Annotated in this window: 17 protein-coding genes; 4 read left to right on the forward strand and 13 right to left on the reverse strand. The window is 37.1% G+C overall.

Going from position 1 to position 16,409, the window contains the following annotated elements; genetic code table 11:
* A partial coding sequence (locus ACTFWY_RS11575; protein WP_439948494.1) for a polysaccharide deacetylase family protein occupies positions 1 to 546 on the forward strand: 546 nt, incomplete at its 5' end.
* Positions 547 to 580: 34 nt separating this feature from the next.
* On the opposite strand, the gene ACTFWY_RS11580 is transcribed toward ACTFWY_RS11575, so the two are convergent.
* The gene (locus tag ACTFWY_RS11580; RefSeq protein ID WP_003129161.1) at positions 581 to 1,129 is read right to left on the reverse strand and encodes a TetR/AcrR family transcriptional regulator; all 549 of its coding nucleotides are present in this window, start codon (positions 1,127 to 1,129) and stop codon (positions 581 to 583) included.
* A 146-nt stretch (positions 1,130 to 1,275) separates the two neighbouring features.
* On the opposite strand from ACTFWY_RS11580, the gene ACTFWY_RS11585 reads away from it, so the two are divergent.
* Both ACTFWY_RS11585 and ACTFWY_RS11590 read left to right on the forward strand, forming a co-directional pair.
* The gene (locus tag ACTFWY_RS11585; protein ID WP_005473109.1) at positions 1,276 to 1,977 is read left to right on the forward strand and encodes an ABC transporter ATP-binding protein; all 702 of its coding nucleotides are present in this window, start codon (positions 1,276 to 1,278) and stop codon (positions 1,975 to 1,977) included.
* A gap of 10 nt (positions 1,978 to 1,987) precedes the next feature.
* Positions 1,988 to 4,690 (forward strand): FtsX-like permease family protein, encoded by a 2,703-nt coding sequence (locus ACTFWY_RS11590; protein WP_439926912.1) that lies wholly within the window; start codon positions 1,988 to 1,990, stop codon positions 4,688 to 4,690.
* Between the two features lie 86 nt (positions 4,691 to 4,776).
* Here ACTFWY_RS11590 and guaB read toward each other — a convergent pair whose 3' ends face one another.
* From guaB to ACTFWY_RS11645, 11 genes are all read right to left on the reverse strand, one after another.
* Positions 4,777 to 6,261 carry an IMP dehydrogenase gene (gene guaB / locus ACTFWY_RS11595; protein ID WP_003129164.1) on the reverse strand — a complete coding sequence of 495 codons (1,485 nt, stop codon included), beginning with the start codon at positions 6,259 to 6,261 and terminating at the stop codon, positions 4,777 to 4,779.
* Between the two features lie 207 nt (positions 6,262 to 6,468).
* Positions 6,469 to 7,161 carry a DUF1129 domain-containing protein gene (locus tag ACTFWY_RS11600; RefSeq protein WP_003129165.1) on the reverse strand — a complete coding sequence of 231 codons (693 nt, stop codon included), beginning with the start codon at positions 7,159 to 7,161 and terminating at the stop codon, positions 6,469 to 6,471.
* A gap of 73 nt (positions 7,162 to 7,234) precedes the next feature.
* Complete coding sequence (ychF, locus tag ACTFWY_RS11605) at positions 7,235 to 8,335, reverse strand: redox-regulated ATPase YchF (protein ID WP_029487362.1); 1,101 nt, start codon at positions 8,333 to 8,335, stop codon at positions 7,235 to 7,237.
* A gap of 8 nt (positions 8,336 to 8,343) precedes the next feature.
* Positions 8,344 to 8,532: a DUF951 domain-containing protein gene (locus ACTFWY_RS11610; RefSeq protein ID WP_021148890.1), complete on the reverse strand. Its 189-nt coding sequence runs from the start codon at positions 8,530 to 8,532 to the stop codon at positions 8,344 to 8,346.
* Between the two features lie 10 nt (positions 8,533 to 8,542).
* Positions 8,543 to 9,433 carry a ParB/RepB/Spo0J family partition protein gene (locus ACTFWY_RS11615; RefSeq protein WP_003129168.1) on the reverse strand — a complete coding sequence of 297 codons (891 nt, stop codon included), beginning with the start codon at positions 9,431 to 9,433 and terminating at the stop codon, positions 8,543 to 8,545.
* The gene (locus ACTFWY_RS11620) at positions 9,423 to 10,187 is read right to left on the reverse strand and encodes a ParA family protein (RefSeq protein ID WP_003129169.1); all 765 of its coding nucleotides are present in this window, start codon (positions 10,185 to 10,187) and stop codon (positions 9,423 to 9,425) included. The genes ACTFWY_RS11615 and ACTFWY_RS11620 overlap by 11 nt, the downstream gene beginning before the upstream one ends.
* 11 nt (positions 10,188 to 10,198) lie before the next feature.
* The gene (gene rsmG / locus ACTFWY_RS11625; RefSeq protein ID WP_003129171.1) at positions 10,199 to 10,912 is read right to left on the reverse strand and encodes a 16S rRNA (guanine(527)-N(7))-methyltransferase RsmG; all 714 of its coding nucleotides are present in this window, start codon (positions 10,910 to 10,912) and stop codon (positions 10,199 to 10,201) included.
* Positions 10,913 to 11,355: 443 nt separating this feature from the next.
* Entirely contained in the window at positions 11,356 to 12,084 is a 729-nt protein-coding gene (locus ACTFWY_RS11630; protein ID WP_005473101.1) for an Asp23/Gls24 family envelope stress response protein, read from the reverse strand.
* 19 nt (positions 12,085 to 12,103) lie between these two features.
* Positions 12,104 to 12,289, reverse strand: coding sequence for a DUF2273 domain-containing protein (locus tag ACTFWY_RS11635; protein ID WP_003129173.1), 186 nt, complete (start codon positions 12,287 to 12,289; stop codon positions 12,104 to 12,106).
* A gap of 11 nt (positions 12,290 to 12,300) precedes the next feature.
* Positions 12,301 to 12,870, reverse strand: coding sequence for an alkaline shock response membrane anchor protein AmaP (gene amaP / locus ACTFWY_RS11640; RefSeq protein ID WP_439926915.1), 570 nt, complete (start codon positions 12,868 to 12,870; stop codon positions 12,301 to 12,303).
* Positions 12,871 to 12,898: 28 nt separating this feature from the next.
* Complete coding sequence (locus tag ACTFWY_RS11645; protein WP_003129177.1) at positions 12,899 to 13,792, reverse strand: SDR family oxidoreductase; 894 nt, start codon at positions 13,790 to 13,792, stop codon at positions 12,899 to 12,901.
* A gap of 248 nt (positions 13,793 to 14,040) precedes the next feature.
* Between ACTFWY_RS11645 and ACTFWY_RS11650 the strand changes: the two genes are divergently transcribed.
* The gene (locus ACTFWY_RS11650; RefSeq protein WP_308052719.1) at positions 14,041 to 14,493 is read left to right on the forward strand and encodes a DUF2188 domain-containing protein; all 453 of its coding nucleotides are present in this window, start codon (positions 14,041 to 14,043) and stop codon (positions 14,491 to 14,493) included.
* Between the two features lie 14 nt (positions 14,494 to 14,507).
* Here the strand turns inward: ACTFWY_RS11650 and mnmG are convergent, their stop codons facing one another.
* On the reverse strand, positions 14,508 to 16,409 hold the full coding sequence (gene mnmG / locus ACTFWY_RS11655) for a tRNA uridine-5-carboxymethylaminomethyl(34) synthesis enzyme MnmG (protein WP_409531402.1): 1,902 nt from the start codon (positions 16,407 to 16,409) through the stop codon (positions 14,508 to 14,510).

Below are 16,409 nucleotides of genomic sequence, written 5' to 3' on the forward strand. Positions count from 1 at the left end.
AATATACTAAAAACAGATAACGTGAAAGCTACTTTTTTCATGTTAGGACAGATGGTGGATCAAAATCCAGATGTTGCAAAACAAGTCCACGACGAGGGTCATGAGGTAGCAAGTCACTCGTATTCTCATCCACAATTGAATACACTTTCGACAGATGAATTACAAAGGGAAATAAATAAAACCAACAAAGCTATTTTCAAGGCTACAGGCGTCTTGCCTCGCAATATCCGTCCCCCTTATGGCGCTATTGATAAAAAAAGTGCTGAAACAATTGGCATGCCAATTATTCAATGGGATATTGACTCACAGGATTGGAAATCAAAAAATCCTGGAACAATCAATAATGTTGTTAAACAGAATGTCTTTAATGGCGCAATCATCTTAATCCACGATATCCATCCTGAATCAGTCAAAGCTGTACCAGGATTGATCTCTATGTTAAAACATGAAGGATACGAATTTGTGACGATCGATCAACTATTGTCAGGAAAACAAAAACCATTGCATCAATATTTTGGTATGAATGATGAACGACTAGTAGAATAAAAGAAAAGCGAACGTATTGGCGTTCGCTTTTCTTTTATTCATAAACATTTGTAGTAAATATTTGAATAAGTAAATGAGAAACTGCTTTAGGCTGCATCTCAGAAAAATCTTTTAGCCAGCGTTCAATCAACCCGATCGAGCCACAGACAAAATAACTCAAACATAACTCTAATTCTTCTCTTGTTGCATCTTCGAAATAAATAGTAAAGCGTTTAAACGTTTCCGGTCTGATTTTTTCCAATAACAAATCTAATAAATGACTGTTATTAAGCAGAATCAAATGACTTACACTAGGATTTTCTTGCAGTATAAGTAATAATTTTTCTAGCCATAGATCTAATGGGAGATTTTCTTGTTGCAAATTATCTGCAATTTGTTCAACGATTTCTTTCTCAATCTCCTCTAAAAGGTCTGCAGTATCTTTGTAATACTTATAAAAAGTTCCTCGATTGATATCAGCACGCTGGGCAATCTCTGTAATTGTGATTTTTTCAAATTCTTTTTCCATCAAAATCTCTTGAAATGCTTTTCGAATCACTTTTTTTGTATATTGTGTTCGGCGATTTCCAACTATTCCTACCATAACTTCAATCCTTTCTATACAAAAATAACTTAAATGTTTATTTAATAACAGATGAATAAGATTTGAGGATTGCCCCTTTTTTTCTTTCTTAGTATACTAACGCTATGTGATTAAATCAACAGGTGTTCAAAATATGGAGGCGTTATATGAGTTATGTAGAAGTAAAAAATACGTATAAAAGATATAAAATGGGCGAAACCACGATTACCGCTAATGAAGACCTATCCTTTTCAATTGAAGAAGGAGAACTAGTCGTTATTTTAGGTCCAAGCGGAGCTGGAAAATCGACTATTCTAAATATATTAGGTGGGATGGATTCACCTGATGAAGGTCAAATCATTATCGATAATATTGATATTGCACAATTTTCGGATAAACAACTTACAGAATATCGGCGCAAAGATGTAGGCTTCGTTTTTCAATTTTATAATTTAGTCCCAAATCTAACAGCAAAAGAAAATATCGAGTTAGCAACAGAGATATCACCGAACGCACTTGACCCAGATGCTGTGCTTAAGCAAGTAGGATTAGAAAATAGGTCCAATAACTTTCCTTCTCAATTATCAGGTGGCGAACAGCAACGAGTGTCCATTGCCCGAGCGCTAGCAAAAAATCCGAAATTACTTCTTTGTGACGAACCAACAGGAGCATTAGATTTTGAAACCGGTAAACAAGTATTGAAGCTGTTGCAAAGCGCAAGTCGTCAAGCTGGAAATACTGTTTTAATCATTACGCACAACAGTGCCATTGCTCCCATTGCTGATCGCGTGATTCGTATTAATGATGCTACAGTGCGCTCTGTAGAAATTAATGAATCCCCTATTTCAATCGATGAGATCGTTTGGTAGGAGGAAACAAATGAAAAATAAGACGTATTTAAAAGCAAGCTTACGAGAAATCAAACAGTCTAAAGGAAGATTTATCGCTATTGTTTTAATCATCTTTCTAGGTACTTTTTTGTATGTAGGTGTCAAAGCAACTGGGCCTATTTTGAATCATTCTGCAAGTACTTATGTTGATGAACATAACTTAGCTGATATACAGGTTACATCAACACTAGGTATCACCGATCAAGATCTTAAAGTAGCTAAAGAGTCAGGGATTCAAGTGGAATCAGGCTACCAATTTTATTATGTAGCAGAAGCAGATGAAGTTGTCCAAATCAATTCTTACAACAAAAGCCAAAAACAAAACGCATTAATCCTTGAAGAAGGCCATTTACCAAAGAATAGCAATGAAATTGTCTTAGATACACAAGCGAAAGAATATGGCTATCAGTTAAACGATACTTATACTATCGACTCGCAGGATACTATAAAGGATAAAAACTTCAAAATCGTTGGTTTTGCCAACTCGCCCCTATTTATCAGTAAAGCTGAACGAGGCTATGCGAATGTTGGCAGTGGTACAGTAACATATTTTGCTTACCTTCCCGAAAATCAATTTCTGAGTGATGTCCAATCGGTGCTCTATCTGTCTTTTGATAATGTGAAAGATTTAGAAACTTACTCTGATTCCTATCAAGAAAAAATGGAAAAGAATCAAGAAAAAGTAAAAACGCTTTTTGCTGATCGTCCACAAGAACGTGTAGCAGAAATCAAACATGACGCAATGGAAGAATTGAAACCTGCTAAGGAAAAAATTGAAACTGGAAAAGCACAGCTATTAGATGCACAAACAGAATTAGATGCTGCTAAAGCTCAGATTGAACAACAAAAAAGTGCAACCCTTCTGTTACCGTCTCAACAACAAGCTGGTGCTATTGAACAACTGAAAACTGCTGAATCGACATTGATTAAACAACAAAATCAAATCAATGAAGAAAAAGAGAAGTTAGCTGATGCAGAATCTACATTACAAAAAAAAGAAAATGAAATAAATGAAATGGAAGAGCCTACTTATTTATTTAATCTAAGAAAAGATAATCCTGGGTTTCAAGAATACGGCGGTTTATCTGATCGTATAGCGGCAATTGCAAATGTCTTTCCAGTATTCTTCTTTTTTGTAGCAGCTTTAATAACTTTTACCACCATGACTAGAATGGTAGAAGAAAATCGAAAAGAAATTGGCACATTAAAGGCTTTGGGATATGCAAAAAGAGAGATAGCTCGAAAATATATCATCTATGCTCTTTTATCATCTAGTATAGGAATTCTCTTAGGAGCTGTACTAGGTATCGAATTTCTACCTCGATTAATCTATTTTCTTTCTAGTGAACGGTATCTTTTAGGTGGTGTCCGGGTTTACTATGTTTGGGGGCCAATCATTCAAGCTACAGTCGTCTTTATTCTTGCTACTTTAGGTGCAGCCCTTGTTGTCCTCTATCGTGATTTGCGAGAAAAACCAGCGCAACTATTGCAGGCACGTGCACCAAAGCCAGGGAAAAGAATTTTTCTAGAATACATTCAACCACTTTGGTCACGCTTGAGCTTTAATCAAAAAATCAGTTACCGAAACATTTTTCGCTATAAATCACGAATGATTATGGCAATAATTGGGATCGCAGGATGTGCAGGACTTATGGTCGCTGGAGTGGGTCTAAAAGATTCATTAAGTGCTGTTTCGCAAAAACAATTTGGTCCTATCACTGATTATCAAGCAATCGTCACATTAAAAGATAGTAAAACAAACAATACCGAAGTTTTTGAAATATTAGAAGAAGATCCAACAATTCAACAATCCCTGCTTGTATTGAATGAAACAATTGAGTTACGGTCCAAAGAACAAGGAAAGCAAAGTCTGTCTTTAGTGGTACCTTCTGATACTGACTCATTCTCGAACTATATGCATCTACACTCTACCGATGGAAAAAAAATGTCACTAGATGATGGGGCCATCCTAACGATGAAATATGCGGAGCTTTTTGATATCCACATTGGAGATGAGCTAACCTTTTATGATAAGGATCAAACAGCTGTAACAGTGAAGATAGCTGGTATCGCTGAAAATTATTTAGGTAACTCACTTTATCTTTCTAGAAATGACTATGAAAAAGCAACAAATACGAACTATCAGCCTACATCGCTTCTTATCAAGAGTAAAAAGATGGAACAAAAGCAAGAAGGCGCATTAGCTAAAGAACTATTGAAAACAGACCAAGTTCAGAATACTACCTTCCTGTCTAGTCAAATCAAAGCGCAAAATGAGTCCATGGGGAATCTGAATTCCATTGTTCTTATCTTGGTCATTTTATCTGGTGCCTTGGCATTTGTTGTTCTATACAATTTAACAAACATTAATGTATCGGAAAGGATTCGGGAACTCTCTACAATTAAAGTTTTAGGTTTTTACGACAAAGAAGTTACAATGTATATTGTTCGTGAGAATGTTGTCTTTACTTTGCTAGGGATCCTAGCTGGTTATGGAGTCGGATACTTACTGACTGATTTTATTCTCCGACAGGCATCGATGGAAAACATGGTTTTTCCATTAGTGATTAGTTGGGCTGCTTATGCGTTAGCCGGCGGCATGACCATTTTATTTACAATCATTGTTATGTTGGTTACTCATTATAAATTGAAGCATGTTGATATGATCGACGCATTGAAATCAAATGAATAATTTTCCCATACAAAAAATGGCGGTCAGTGTCTTATTAAGACTACTGGCCGCCATTTTTTATTTAATGTTTTCACGTGAAACAATTTCTAAGACTTCACAGAATAGTTTGGTGCTTCTTTAGTAATTTGCACATCGTGAGGGTGAGATTCTTTCAAACCATTTCCGCTCATTTGGATAAACTGTGCTTCATCTCTTAGTTGTTTTAAGTTCGCTGCTCCAACATATCCCATCCCTGATTTTAGACCGCCGATCATTTGGAATAAAATATCTGCAACACTGCCTTTATAAGCCACTCGGCCTTCAATTCCTTCTGGAACAAGTTTATTTGCTTCATTAACTCCACCTTGGAAATAACGATCACTTGAACCTTTTTCCATAGCTCCTAGTGACCCCATTCCCCGATAGGTTTTGAAACGTCGACCTTGATAAATTTCAAATTCCCCTGGAGATTCATCCGTTCCTGCCAACATACTTCCTAGCATAACTGCATGTCCGCCAGCAGCCAAAGCTTTGACAATATCACCAGAATATTTGATACCACCATCTGCAATAATGGCTTTTCCATATTGTCGAGCCACTGAGGCAGCATCATAAATAGCCGTTAACTGAGGGACACCTACACCAGCGACAACACGTGTCGTACAGATGGAACCAGGACCAATACCAACTTTAACGACATCTACACCAGCGTCGTATAGAGCTTTTGTTCCCTCAGCAGTTGCGACATTCCCTGCAATTAATGTTGCTTCAGGAAAATGTGCTCTGATTTCAGAAATTTTACGCAGTACGCCTGCACTATGTCCATGAGCAGTATCGATTACGATCGCATCTGCTCCAGCATCTAACAATGCTTGTGCTCTTTCAAAGGTATCACTGGTCACACCTACAGCTGCCGCTACTAATAAACGGCCATGAGTGTCTTTAGCCGCGTTGGGGAATTCAATGACTTTTTCAATATCTTTGATCGTAATCAATCCACTTAAAATACCTTCATCATCAACGATCGGTAATTTTTCGATCTTATGTTTTTGCAAGATTTTCTCTGCATCTTTCAAAGAAGTACCAACCGGTGCCGTAACTAATTTTTCTTTGGTCATTACATCAGAAATTGCGATTGAATAATCCGTAACAAAACGCATATCTCGATTCGTGATGATTCCAACTAGTTTACGATTCTCCATTGTTTCAACAATAGGGACACCGCTGATTCGGTATTTACTCATAAGGTGTTCTGCATCTGCTACTAGATGACTAGGTGTTAAGAAGAACGGATCAATGATTACGCCACTTTCAGAACGTTTTACTTTCCGCACTTCATCTGCTTGGGCAGCAATACTCATATTTTTATGAATGACCCCTAATCCACCTTGACGAGCCATTGATATTGCCATTTTACTATCAGTTACTGTATCCATACTGGCACTCATGATCGGTATATTTAACGTAATATTTTTTGCAAGCTGCACATGCATATCCACATCATTTGGCAACACATGACTTTCTGCAGGTATCAATAATACATCATCAAACGTTAACCCTTTTTTTACAAATTTGGTTTCCCAGTTGGACATTTTTGTAACCACTCCTTAAAGTTAATATGTATTTTTAAAAAAATAGCAAATATTTTTTCATAAGTCAACTATTCGGAAAGCTTTCTTATTTATTCCTGTGTAATCTGAGAAAACAGCCAGAATCACAAAAGATTTCTATTTTCTCCCTCTTGTATGACACATAATAAAAAAGACCCACACGCATGAATGACATGTGGGAACTTATTATTATCCTCTAGGAACAGATAAGCTACTAATAATATTGTATTTCTTCTTCAAGTAATATTTAGCTGCTAGTGCCACAGCCCCAATCACAATTTCGATTAATGGGTCGACCTGTGGATTAAGTGGTGGTTGAAGCATAGCAGAAAGTGAGATAGTCACGATCCATACTAAGAAAGCTCCAACTAAAATCAAAATAATTTTCCACATTTTCGGACGTTTACTTTTATCTGCGCCTGGACGTTCATATTGATACATGTACTTGTACATTAAGTAGAAGACCCAACCAGCTAACATGGCCATTAAGAAGAGGGTCAACAATCCGTAAGGCTGTGCTTGACCTTTTGTAAATACCCCCATCACGCCGAGCATTAATCCAAAAATACCTAAAATAAGCAACGTATTGTCTAACCACATCAAGAATGGACCTGATTCTTTTTGTTCAACTGGCTTCGTGATGATTGCTTCCGTACGTTCAGAGACTGTCCCAAAAAGTTGTCTAGCGGTTTTACCACCTTTTTGTTCTTGAACAAGAATCGGTAACATCTCATGTAATGCGACAGTTTTTTCTTCTTCAGAAAGATTAGCTGCCTCCAAAGATTTTTTTAAATCAAAAATATATTGTTGGTTACGTTTTGTTAGTTGTTTTTCTAATTCACGATTTTCGGAAACATACGAGCGCAGAGTTTCTGGTTCCATAAATCATTTCTCCCTTCTGCGTGATTTCTTCACAAAGGACATTTTACCATATTTTTTTTTGGAAGAAAGCCTTTTATACATTAAAACGGAATAACATAACATCGCCGTCTTGAACGACGTATTCTTTTCCTTCTAAACGAACACGCCCAGCTTCTTTTGCTGCATGCATATTGCCATACTTATCTAAATCTTCAAAGGAAACAGTTTCTGCACGGATAAACCCTCGCTCGAAATCTGTATGAATAATTCCTGCAGCTTGAGGCGCTTTGATTCCTTTTCGGAAAGTCCATGCACGAACCTCTTGTTCCCCAGCTGTAAAGTAAGTGGCTAATCCTAATAAATCATAGGCCGCACGAATCAGTTGATCTAAACCAGATTCTTCAATGCCTAAAGCTTCCAAAAATTCTGCTTTATCTTCATCATCCAATTCAGCGATTTCTTCTTCTGCTCGAGCACTAATGACGATCACTTCCGCATGTTCACTCTCGGCAAATTCTTTCACACTTTTAATATAGGGATTCTCTTCTGCATTTGCCACATCATCTTCTGCAACGTTTGCTACATATAGAACAGGTTTTGTTGTCAGCAAAAACAATCCTCTAACGATTTTTTGTTCTTCTTCAGTAAATTCAATAGAACGTGCGGATAGACCTTCTTCTAAAACAGGTTTAATTTTATCTAAAACTGCTAATTCAGCTACAGCATCTTTATCTTTTGTTTTCGCAACTTTAGCAACACGTGCATAACGTTTATTGATAGATTCTAAATCAGCCAAGACTAATTCTAAATTAATAGTATCGATATCCGCTAGTGGATCTACCCGTCCTTCAACGTGTGTAATATTGTCATCATCAAAACAACGGACTACATGACAAATAGCATCTACCTGACGGATATGACTTAGAAATTGATTTCCTAGTCCTTCTCCTTTACTAGCTCCGCGAACGATTCCTGCGATATCCGTAAATTCAAATGTTGTCGGTACAGTTTTTTTTGGATGTACTAATTCCGTCAAACGTTGTAAACGCCAATCAGGGACTTCCACCATCCCTACATTTGGATCGATCGTAGCAAAAGGATAGTTTGCTGCTTCCGCTCCAGCTTTCGTTATAGCATTAAATAAAGTAGATTTACCTACATTAGGTAGTCCAACGATTCCAGCAGTTAAAGCCATTTATTATTTCACTCTTTCTCTTTTTTTTCTAGGATTTTTTTCATTTTTTTGTCGAACTCACGGCGAGTAAGCATAACAATATGGCCACAGTTCGTACATTTTATTTTGATGTCCGCACCCATACGGATAATTTCCCAACGGTTTGCTTTACATGCATGGGGTTTCTTCATTTCAACAATGTCACCAAGATCATACATATTTATCACCTCAAGCTTCATCAAATTGAATGTTCAATAAATCAAGGATTCGTGTTAAATCTTTCTGTGAAAGGTACTCAATCTCTATTTTCCCCTTACCTTCCTTTTCATGGATTTCAACATTTGTCCCAAACTTGTCCATTAGTCGTTCTTCACTTTCCCGCAAATAATAGGGTTTTTCACGAATCAAACGAGGAATTTTCTTCTTCTCATTTTTAGCATCATTCATTTCAGACACTAATTGTTCTAATTGGCGAACAGTAAGATTTTCTTTCACACATCGATTGGCTAATTTTAAAATCAGATCTTTGTTTTTTAACCCTAGCAGTGTGCGCGCCTGTCCCATTGATAAGCGTTCATCTTGTACCATCTCTTTTACCAACTTTGGCAATGATAATAGACGAAGATAATTTGCAATATAAGGACGACTTTTGCCTAATCGTGTTGCCACTTCTGCTTGTGTTAATTTAAGATTTTTCATCAGCATTTCATACGCTTCAGCTTCTTCTAAAGGATTTAAATCTTCTCTTTGCAGATTCTCTAGAACAGCTACTTGCATCATTGCTTCTTCATCAAAATCACGGATAATTGCAGGTATCGTTTCTTTTTTTGCTAACTTGGATGCACGAAAACGTCGTTCACCAGCAATGATTTCATAGCCCTTTACAGTAGATTTTCTAACAATAATCGGCTGAAAAACACCTGCGTGTTGAATTGAATTAGCTAGTTCTTGAAGTGAGACTTCATCGAAGGTTTTACGTGGCTGGTAAGGGTTTGGTCTTAATTCATTTAAAGGGAGCTCAACCACTTCCTCTGTTTTGATATCTACTTCTTCTAAGCCTTGAAGATCTTGAAATAGTGCATCGATCCCCCGTCCTAAACCTTTCCCTTTATTTTTCACGAGTCAACACTTCCTTTGCTAATGTCTGATATACTTCAGCACCCTTTGAACGTGGATCATAATCAATAATAGATAGACCATGACTTGGGGCTTCTGATAAGCGTACATTACGTGGAATAATTGTCTCATAAACTTTTTCTTGGAAATAACGACGAACTTCTTCTACTACTTCAGCACCTAGATTTGTCCGTGCATCGTACATTGTCAACAAAACACCTTCAATTTCTAATTCAGGATTAAAGTGCTTTTGAACTAGACGCACGGTATTCAATAACTGACTTAGTCCTTCCAATGCGTAATATTCACATTGAACGGGTATTAAAATAGAGTCGCTGGCTGTAAATGCGTTGATCGTCAAATGTCCAAGAGAGGGGGGGCAATCAATAAATATATAGTCATATTGATCTTTGATTTCATTCAATGCCGATTTCAAACGAGATTCCCGAGCCATCATTGAAGTTAATTCAATTTCAGCACCAGCTAATTGAATCGTCGCAGGAACAATATCTAAATTCTCACGACTACTTGGCAATATTGCCTCTACGATTGGTGTTTCATTCACCAATACATCGTAGATATCTTTATCAACATCTGGTTTACGAATTCCTACTCCACTTGTGGCGTTTCCTTGAGCATCAATATCTACTAGTAAGACTTTTTTTCCTACATAAGCCAAACAAGCACCCAGGTTGACTGTAGTTGTTGTTTTGCCTACGCCGCCTTTTTGATTTGCCACCGAAATAATACGTGCCATTCTGCTTCCTCCTACTTGATTGGTTGTTTCGCCGGCAAACCAGGTTTGCGCGGGTATTTTTTTGGCGTTTCTTTCGTTTTTTTGATGATCAAAAGATGCCGTTCATCATTACTAACAGGCAATGTCAATTTTTTTTCTTCAATAAACTTACCACCAAGTAATGCGATTGCTGATTTTGCTTCTATTAATTCTTCTTCGCTTTTTGCTGCTTTTAAGGCAAAGAAATACCCGTTCTTTTTAACGAGAGGCAAGCATAGTTCCGTTAAAATATTTAAACGAGCTACTGCTCGAGCAGTGACATAATCAAAGGATTCTCGGAACTCTTTTTGACCAAATGTTTCTGCTCGATCGTGAAACAAGTAAACATCTTTTAAACCTAAATCTGCCACTAAAGTTTGTAGAAAAGTAATCCGTTTATTCAGTGAATCAACGATTGTTATCTTTAGTTGTGGGAAGATGATTTTCAATGGAATACTAGGAAAACCTGCTCCAGAACCGACATCACATAAATGTGCATCTTCTTTGAATGCTGTCACAAAAGCTAAAGAAATCGAATCATAAAAGTGTTTCAAATATACTTCTTTTTGATCGGTAATTGCAGTGAGGTTCATTTTTTGATTCCATTCAATCAACCGATCATAGTAAGTAGCAAATTGCTTGAGCTGTTCAGATGACAACTCAATTCCTTGAATAGATAATTGTTTTTGAAATTCTTCTGGCAGCATAATGAATCCTTTCTATTTTTGTGAAACAGAAAAATGTTTCACAGACTAATTCCTACTTTAACGCAAAAAGTTTTGAGATGCAATAGGAATACATTGCTTTCAAAGAGATTTTAATTTTTCCACGACGGTTTTTATTTAATTGTTTGTGGTTAGTTTATGGCAAAAATTTGAACTTGTACTCAGACAAAAAAATGCATCATTTTCCATGACCGGTAAATACTAACTCACTAGACTTAAAAAATACAATTACAAAATTGTATCTGTATTCTGATGAAATTGTTACTTGTATGAATAGTCAGTAAGCAGCTGTAAAAGTGTATTATCAGTTCTATCAATTTTTTAGTTAAATAATATAGAAAGAATCTATTTTTCAAAAAAATTGATCGATAAAATAAGAGCTACCCTTCAACATGAAGGATAGCTCTTATTTTTTCTATTATTAATTAATGAACGCGAGGTTCATTATTTTCTTGCATACGATCAGATGTTCGTTCTACTGCACCTTTAGCTTTTTCTGTTTGTCGAGAAGCAAAATCTCCTGTTTTTGATGCCGCGTTGGAGACTTTATCTTGAACTGTCTCGCTATCTTCTTGATACTCAGCTTCTGACTTAATGTCGACCACATTGATATTGACTTCAATTACATCTAGTTGAGTCATATTGGCTACTTCTCTATGAATCACTTCTTTAACTCTCTCAGCAACTTCTGGAATATTTCGTCCGTACTCTACCACAATATCCATATCAACAGCGACTTGTTTTTTGCCAACTTCAGTATTGATCCCAGAGGTTACATTATCTGTATTTACTAATTTCTCTGCAATATTTGAGAAAAACCCTCCATCAACTGTTAACAGACCATCAACATCTTCCAGAGCGATACCAATAATTTTTTGAATAACTTTATCATCATAGGTCAAAGAACCATTTACGGATGTTTCTCCAGTAGGACCTTGAAATCCACTAGGTTTTTCTGTCTGATTATGATGTTGGTTTCCAACTGTTGCTTGGTGCTGTTCAACCGCTTCTTGCGCATGAGGTACAACTGGGTCTGGTGCTTCTGTCATCGGAATATCGTTTTCTTTTGTCGTATGATCCGTGTTTGGTACGACTGGATCTGGATGTGCACTTACTGGTTTTTCATTTTTTAATTCGTTTTTTTCGTTATTCATTTAAATTCCTCCTGAGTTCTTATTGTTTTAGAAATTGATCTAACATTCCCGTTCTCTGTACGTACATCCCTAGGGCAAAGCCTAATCCTGTGAGCACAATGATCAGTAGTGTTTTGAAAAAGCCAATGCTGACAAATAGTAAAGCTAACACTAATCCAATCGCTCCAAAGATAATAGGGATCTTATATTGTTCAAGCTCTTTCATTGATAGACCTCCTATTCTACACGTGGATTTTCTGTAGTGTTCTGTTCTTCGTAGTTCGTATAAGAAACATCGACTTTGACTTTTTCACTTGATCCTAACGTTCTCTGCAAATCTTGCTGGATCTCAGTCATCAAATTCTCTGTTTTACCTACCAATGCAGAAGTACGTTTTAATTTTCCTTTGATTTTTACGCTGATTCGATTTTTAGTTGCTTTAACATTCACTTTAGGTCCATCAACGAATTCTTTTTCACTAACCTTTGTTCGTACTAAACCTTCAATTGCTTTTTTATCGATCGACAATGTTCCTTTATCCTCTTTCAAAACAAAAGTAGCTTTTGTTCTAGGATAGAAGATAATAACTAGAATGACACAAAGGAAAAAGATAATTAGAACTGCTGCTGCCCAAAAAAGATATTGTTGTAGGAAATAATTCGTGAAAAAGAAGAAAATAAATCTTTCTTTTCGATCTAAGCCAAACGGTAAACTAAAATAAGGATTGCCCAATAATAATATTGGCAATAACACAGTAATAAAAATCAATGAAACTACAATCGCTAAAGTTTTCCATCCTTTATTCATAAGACACCTCCTAATATTTGATCACTTCTTATAGATTGATTGCTTCTCCACCAGTTACTCCATAAATTTGAGCTGTTACATAGCTTGCTTTGTTCGACGCCAGAAAAACATACACAGGTGCTAACTCGGCTGGTTGTCCTGCACGTTGTAACAACGAATTTTGGCCAAATTCAGGTAACTGATCCTGAGGTTGTCCATGATCCAACTGTAGAGGTGTCCAAATTGGGCCTGGTGCTACACCGTTTACTCTAATTCCCTTTTCAGCAAACTGTTTTGCCAAACTAACTGTGAAACTAGCAATAGCAGCCTTAGTTGCAGCATAATCCATTAAATGAGCACTTGGACTAAAAGCTTGAACAGAAGTCGTTGTCACAATGGCCCCACCTGCTGGGAGATGAGGTTCTGCAGCTTTAACTAAAGCAAACATGGATAATATATTCACCATGAACGTATCTTTTACTTGCTCAAAGGGTAATTCTGAAATAGAGGGACGTGTGATTTGTTGCGCAGCGTTCAAAACAAGCGTATCCAAACCGCCTAGCCCTTTTACTGCTTTTTCAACGATTTCTTGAGGAGCTGCTTCATCTCTCAGATCATATGGTAATAGGATAGCTTTACGTCCAGCTTGTTCGATATAGTGAGCAACTTCCTCGGCATCTTTTTCTTCTCCTGGAAAAAAATGTAAGGCGATATCGGCCCCTTCTCGTGCAAAAGCAATGGCTGCCGCTCGACCAATTCCTGAATCTCCACCCGTAATCAGTACCCGTCGATTTTCTAATTGATTTGTTCCTTCATATGTTTCTTCTCCACAATCCGGCTCAGGCATCATTTCTTCTTGCAAAGCAGGAGTATCTTGATCCTGTTTTTTAAATTTACCTGTTTGATAAAGTTCGCGCGGATCATTCAAAATAGGTTCACTCATCTTACATCCTCCTTTTGTCTATAACAAAATTCTAAACCATTAAATTTTTTTTTGGAAATATAACGCTTATTTAATTTTAAAATCAAAAATAATTTCAATAAAAAATGAGCAAAGAAAGCGCAAACAAAGAGGGTTTTAATAAGGATATAGAAGGTAAAATAATTTATTTCTCTTTCCGTACTGAAATTCAATTTTTTCCATATTTGGGCAAAAGTAGGTAAACTAAAAGAAAAAAGGGGGAGTACAAAATGCCTTGGAATATGAAAGATTATCCTGCTTCAATGAAAAACTTGGATCCGTTGGTTCGAAAAAAAGCAATTGATATTGCAAATGCTTTGTTGAATGATGGCTATACAGACGATCGGGCAATTCCTATTGCTACTAGCCAAGCGGAAAAATGGCTAGAAAATGCCAGTGAAGAAGAAAAGAAAGAATTTCGTAAGGAAAAAAATCCTCAAAAAGATGATCCGCATACCAAAAATAAAAATGCAAAAAAGCTTCTGACAGCCAATGTTCAAGTAAAATTTGAAGAAGATAAATGGGTTGTTTTATCTGAAGGCGCTAAACGAGCTAGTGATCATTTTAATATTAAAGAAGATGCCATTGCTCGGGCAAAAGAAATCGCTGAAAATAAAAAAACTGGTGTAGAAGTATTTAAAAAAGATGGTAGTCACCAAAAAGATTACGACTTTTCCGAATAAAAAAACCAGCCTCTTTAGGCTGGTTCAGTTATTTTCGCAATCTTTCCTTGTTCGATATAAACCATCAATATACTTATGTCGGCTGGATTTACGCCACTAATTCGGCTGGCCTGAGCGATGGTTTCTGGTTGTATTTTTTGTAGTTTTTGTTTTGCTTCAGTTGCAAGACCATTGATTGCTTCATAATCAATGTTTTCAGGAATCCGTTTTGCTTCCATGCGTTTTAGTTTTTCCACTTTTTCAAGGGCTTTTTTGATATATCCTTCATATTTGATCTGAATCTCTACTTGCTCAATTTCCTTCGGCTTTAATGCAGGGTTTGCTTCGATAAACTGCAAGAGTTCTTGATAATTTACTTCTGGACGGCGTAGAAATTCATTTGCTAGAACACCATCTTTTAATGGAGCGGTTCCTTTCTCTTTGAGGAAAGATTGAACAGATGGTGTTGGTTTGATACGTACTTTTTTTAGACGTTGGATTTCCTCTTCTACAGCTGTTTTTTTCGTTAGATAGGCTTGGTATTGTGGCTCTTCCACTAAGCCAATTTGGTGTCCGACTTCTGTTAGACGAAGATCCGCATTATCGTGACGCAGCAACAACCGATATTCTGCTCTCGATGTCAATAGACGGTATGGCTCATTAGTCCCTTTTGTTACTAGATCATCGATCATTACTCCGATGTATCCATCACTACGTTTCATAATAAAAGGCTCTTTTCCTTGAATCTTAAGAGCAGCATTTATGCCAGCAATCAATCCTTGACCCGCTGCTTCTTCATATCCGCTCGTTCCATTTGTTTGTCCTGCTGTAAAAAGGTTAGCGATGACTTTTGTTTCTAACGTTGGTCGTAACTGATGTGGTACTACAACATCATATTCAATAGCATAACCCGTACGCATCATCTCAACTTTTTCAAGCCCGGCAATCGAATGGAGCATATTGACTTGGACGTCTTCTGGAAGAGAAGTTGAAAGTCCTTGGACATACACTTCTTCGGTATCTAAACCTTCTGGCTCTAAAAATAATTGGTGGCGTGATTTATCGGCAAAACGTACGATTTTGTCCTCGATCGAAGGGCAGTACCTTGCTCCAACCCCTTCAACGATTCCAGTAAACATTGGTGCACGATGAAGATTATCATTAATGATTTGATGTGTATGTTCATTGGTATAGGTTAACCAGCAAGGTTCTTGATTGGTTTTGTATTGGCTATCTGGTGTACTGTAACTAAAGTGATTAGGGGCTTCGTCACCGGGTTGGATCTCAGTTACATCATAGTTGATGGTACTTGACTTCACACGTGGCGGCGTACCAGTTTTGAAGCGCGCAATTTCTAAACCTAACTCTTTTAAATGATCAGCAAGCCCAATGGATGGTTGAGAATTATTAGGTCCCGAAGAATATTTTAGTTCACCAATAATAATTTCCCCACGTAGCGCAGTTCCAGCAGTAATGATCACCGATTTTGCTTGGTAACGAGCTCCAGTTGCAGTAACAACGCCTTTACAAATACCATCCTCAACAATCAATTTCTCTACAATACCCTGGCGTAATGTCAAATTTTGCTCCATTTCAATGGTTTTTTTCATTTCAGAAGCATAGGCATGTTTATCTGCTTGTGCACGCAATGCACGCACAGCCGGTCCTTTACCTGTATTCAACATTCTCATTTGAATGTATGTTTTGTCGATGTTCTTCCCCATTTCGCCCCCGAGAGCATCAATCTCTCTAACAACTACACCTTTAGCAGGACCTCCTACTGATGGATTACAAGGCATAAATGCAACCATATCTAAATTGATGGTTAACAATAATGTTTTACACCCCATACGGCTAGCTGCAAGAGCAGCCTCTGATCCAGCATGACCTGCACCAACTACTATAACTTCATATTCTTCTGCTTGATATTCTTGCAT

The sequence above is a fragment of the Enterococcus sp. 125944 genome, assembly GCF_051909435.1.
GTDB classification, from domain to species: Bacteria; Bacillota; Bacilli; order Lactobacillales; family Enterococcaceae; genus Enterococcus_D; species Enterococcus_D gallinarum.

Bases quoted from the DNA above. Each gene is read 5' to 3' on its own strand.
- ACTFWY_RS11580 (WP_003129161.1), bottom strand. From the start codon at position 1,129: ATGGTAGGAATAGTTGGAAATCGCCGAACACAATATACAAAAAAAGTG.
- ACTFWY_RS11585 (WP_005473109.1), top strand. From the start codon at position 1,276: ATGAGTTATGTAGAAGTAAAAAATACGTATAAAAGATATAAAATGGGC.
- ACTFWY_RS11590 (WP_439926912.1), top strand. From the start codon at position 1,988: ATGAAAAATAAGACGTATTTAAAAGCAAGCTTACGAGAAATCAAACAG.
- guaB (WP_003129164.1), bottom strand. From the start codon at position 6,261: ATGTCCAACTGGGAAACCAAATTTGTAAAAAAAGGGTTAACGTTTGAT.
- ACTFWY_RS11600 (WP_003129165.1), bottom strand. From the start codon at position 7,161: ATGGAACCAGAAACTCTGCGCTCGTATGTTTCCGAAAATCGTGAATTA.
- ychF (WP_029487362.1), bottom strand. From the start codon at position 8,335: ATGGCTTTAACTGCTGGAATCGTTGGACTACCTAATGTAGGTAAATCT.
- ACTFWY_RS11610 (WP_021148890.1), bottom strand. From the start codon at position 8,532: ATGTATGATCTTGGTGACATTGTTGAAATGAAGAAACCCCATGCATGT.
- ACTFWY_RS11620 (WP_003129169.1), bottom strand. From the start codon at position 10,187: ATGGCACGTATTATTTCGGTGGCAAATCAAAAAGGCGGCGTAGGCAAA.
- rsmG (WP_003129171.1), bottom strand. From the start codon at position 10,912: ATGCTGCCAGAAGAATTTCAAAAACAATTATCTATTCAAGGAATTGAG.
- ACTFWY_RS11630 (WP_005473101.1), bottom strand. From the start codon at position 12,084: ATGAATAACGAAAAAAACGAATTAAAAAATGAAAAACCAGTAAGTGCA.
- ACTFWY_RS11635 (WP_003129173.1), bottom strand. From the start codon at position 12,289: ATGAAAGAGCTTGAACAATATAAGATCCCTATTATCTTTGGAGCGATT.
- amaP (WP_439926915.1), bottom strand. From the start codon at position 12,870: ATGAATAAAGGATGGAAAACTTTAGCGATTGTAGTTTCATTGATTTTT.
- ACTFWY_RS11645 (WP_003129177.1), bottom strand. From the start codon at position 13,792: ATGAGTGAACCTATTTTGAATGATCCGCGCGAACTTTATCAAACAGGT.
- ACTFWY_RS11650 (WP_308052719.1), top strand. From the start codon at position 14,041: ATGCCTTGGAATATGAAAGATTATCCTGCTTCAATGAAAAACTTGGAT.
- mnmG (WP_409531402.1), bottom strand. From the start codon at position 16,409: ATGCAAGAATATCAAGCAGAAGAATATGAAGTTATAGTAGTTGGTGCA.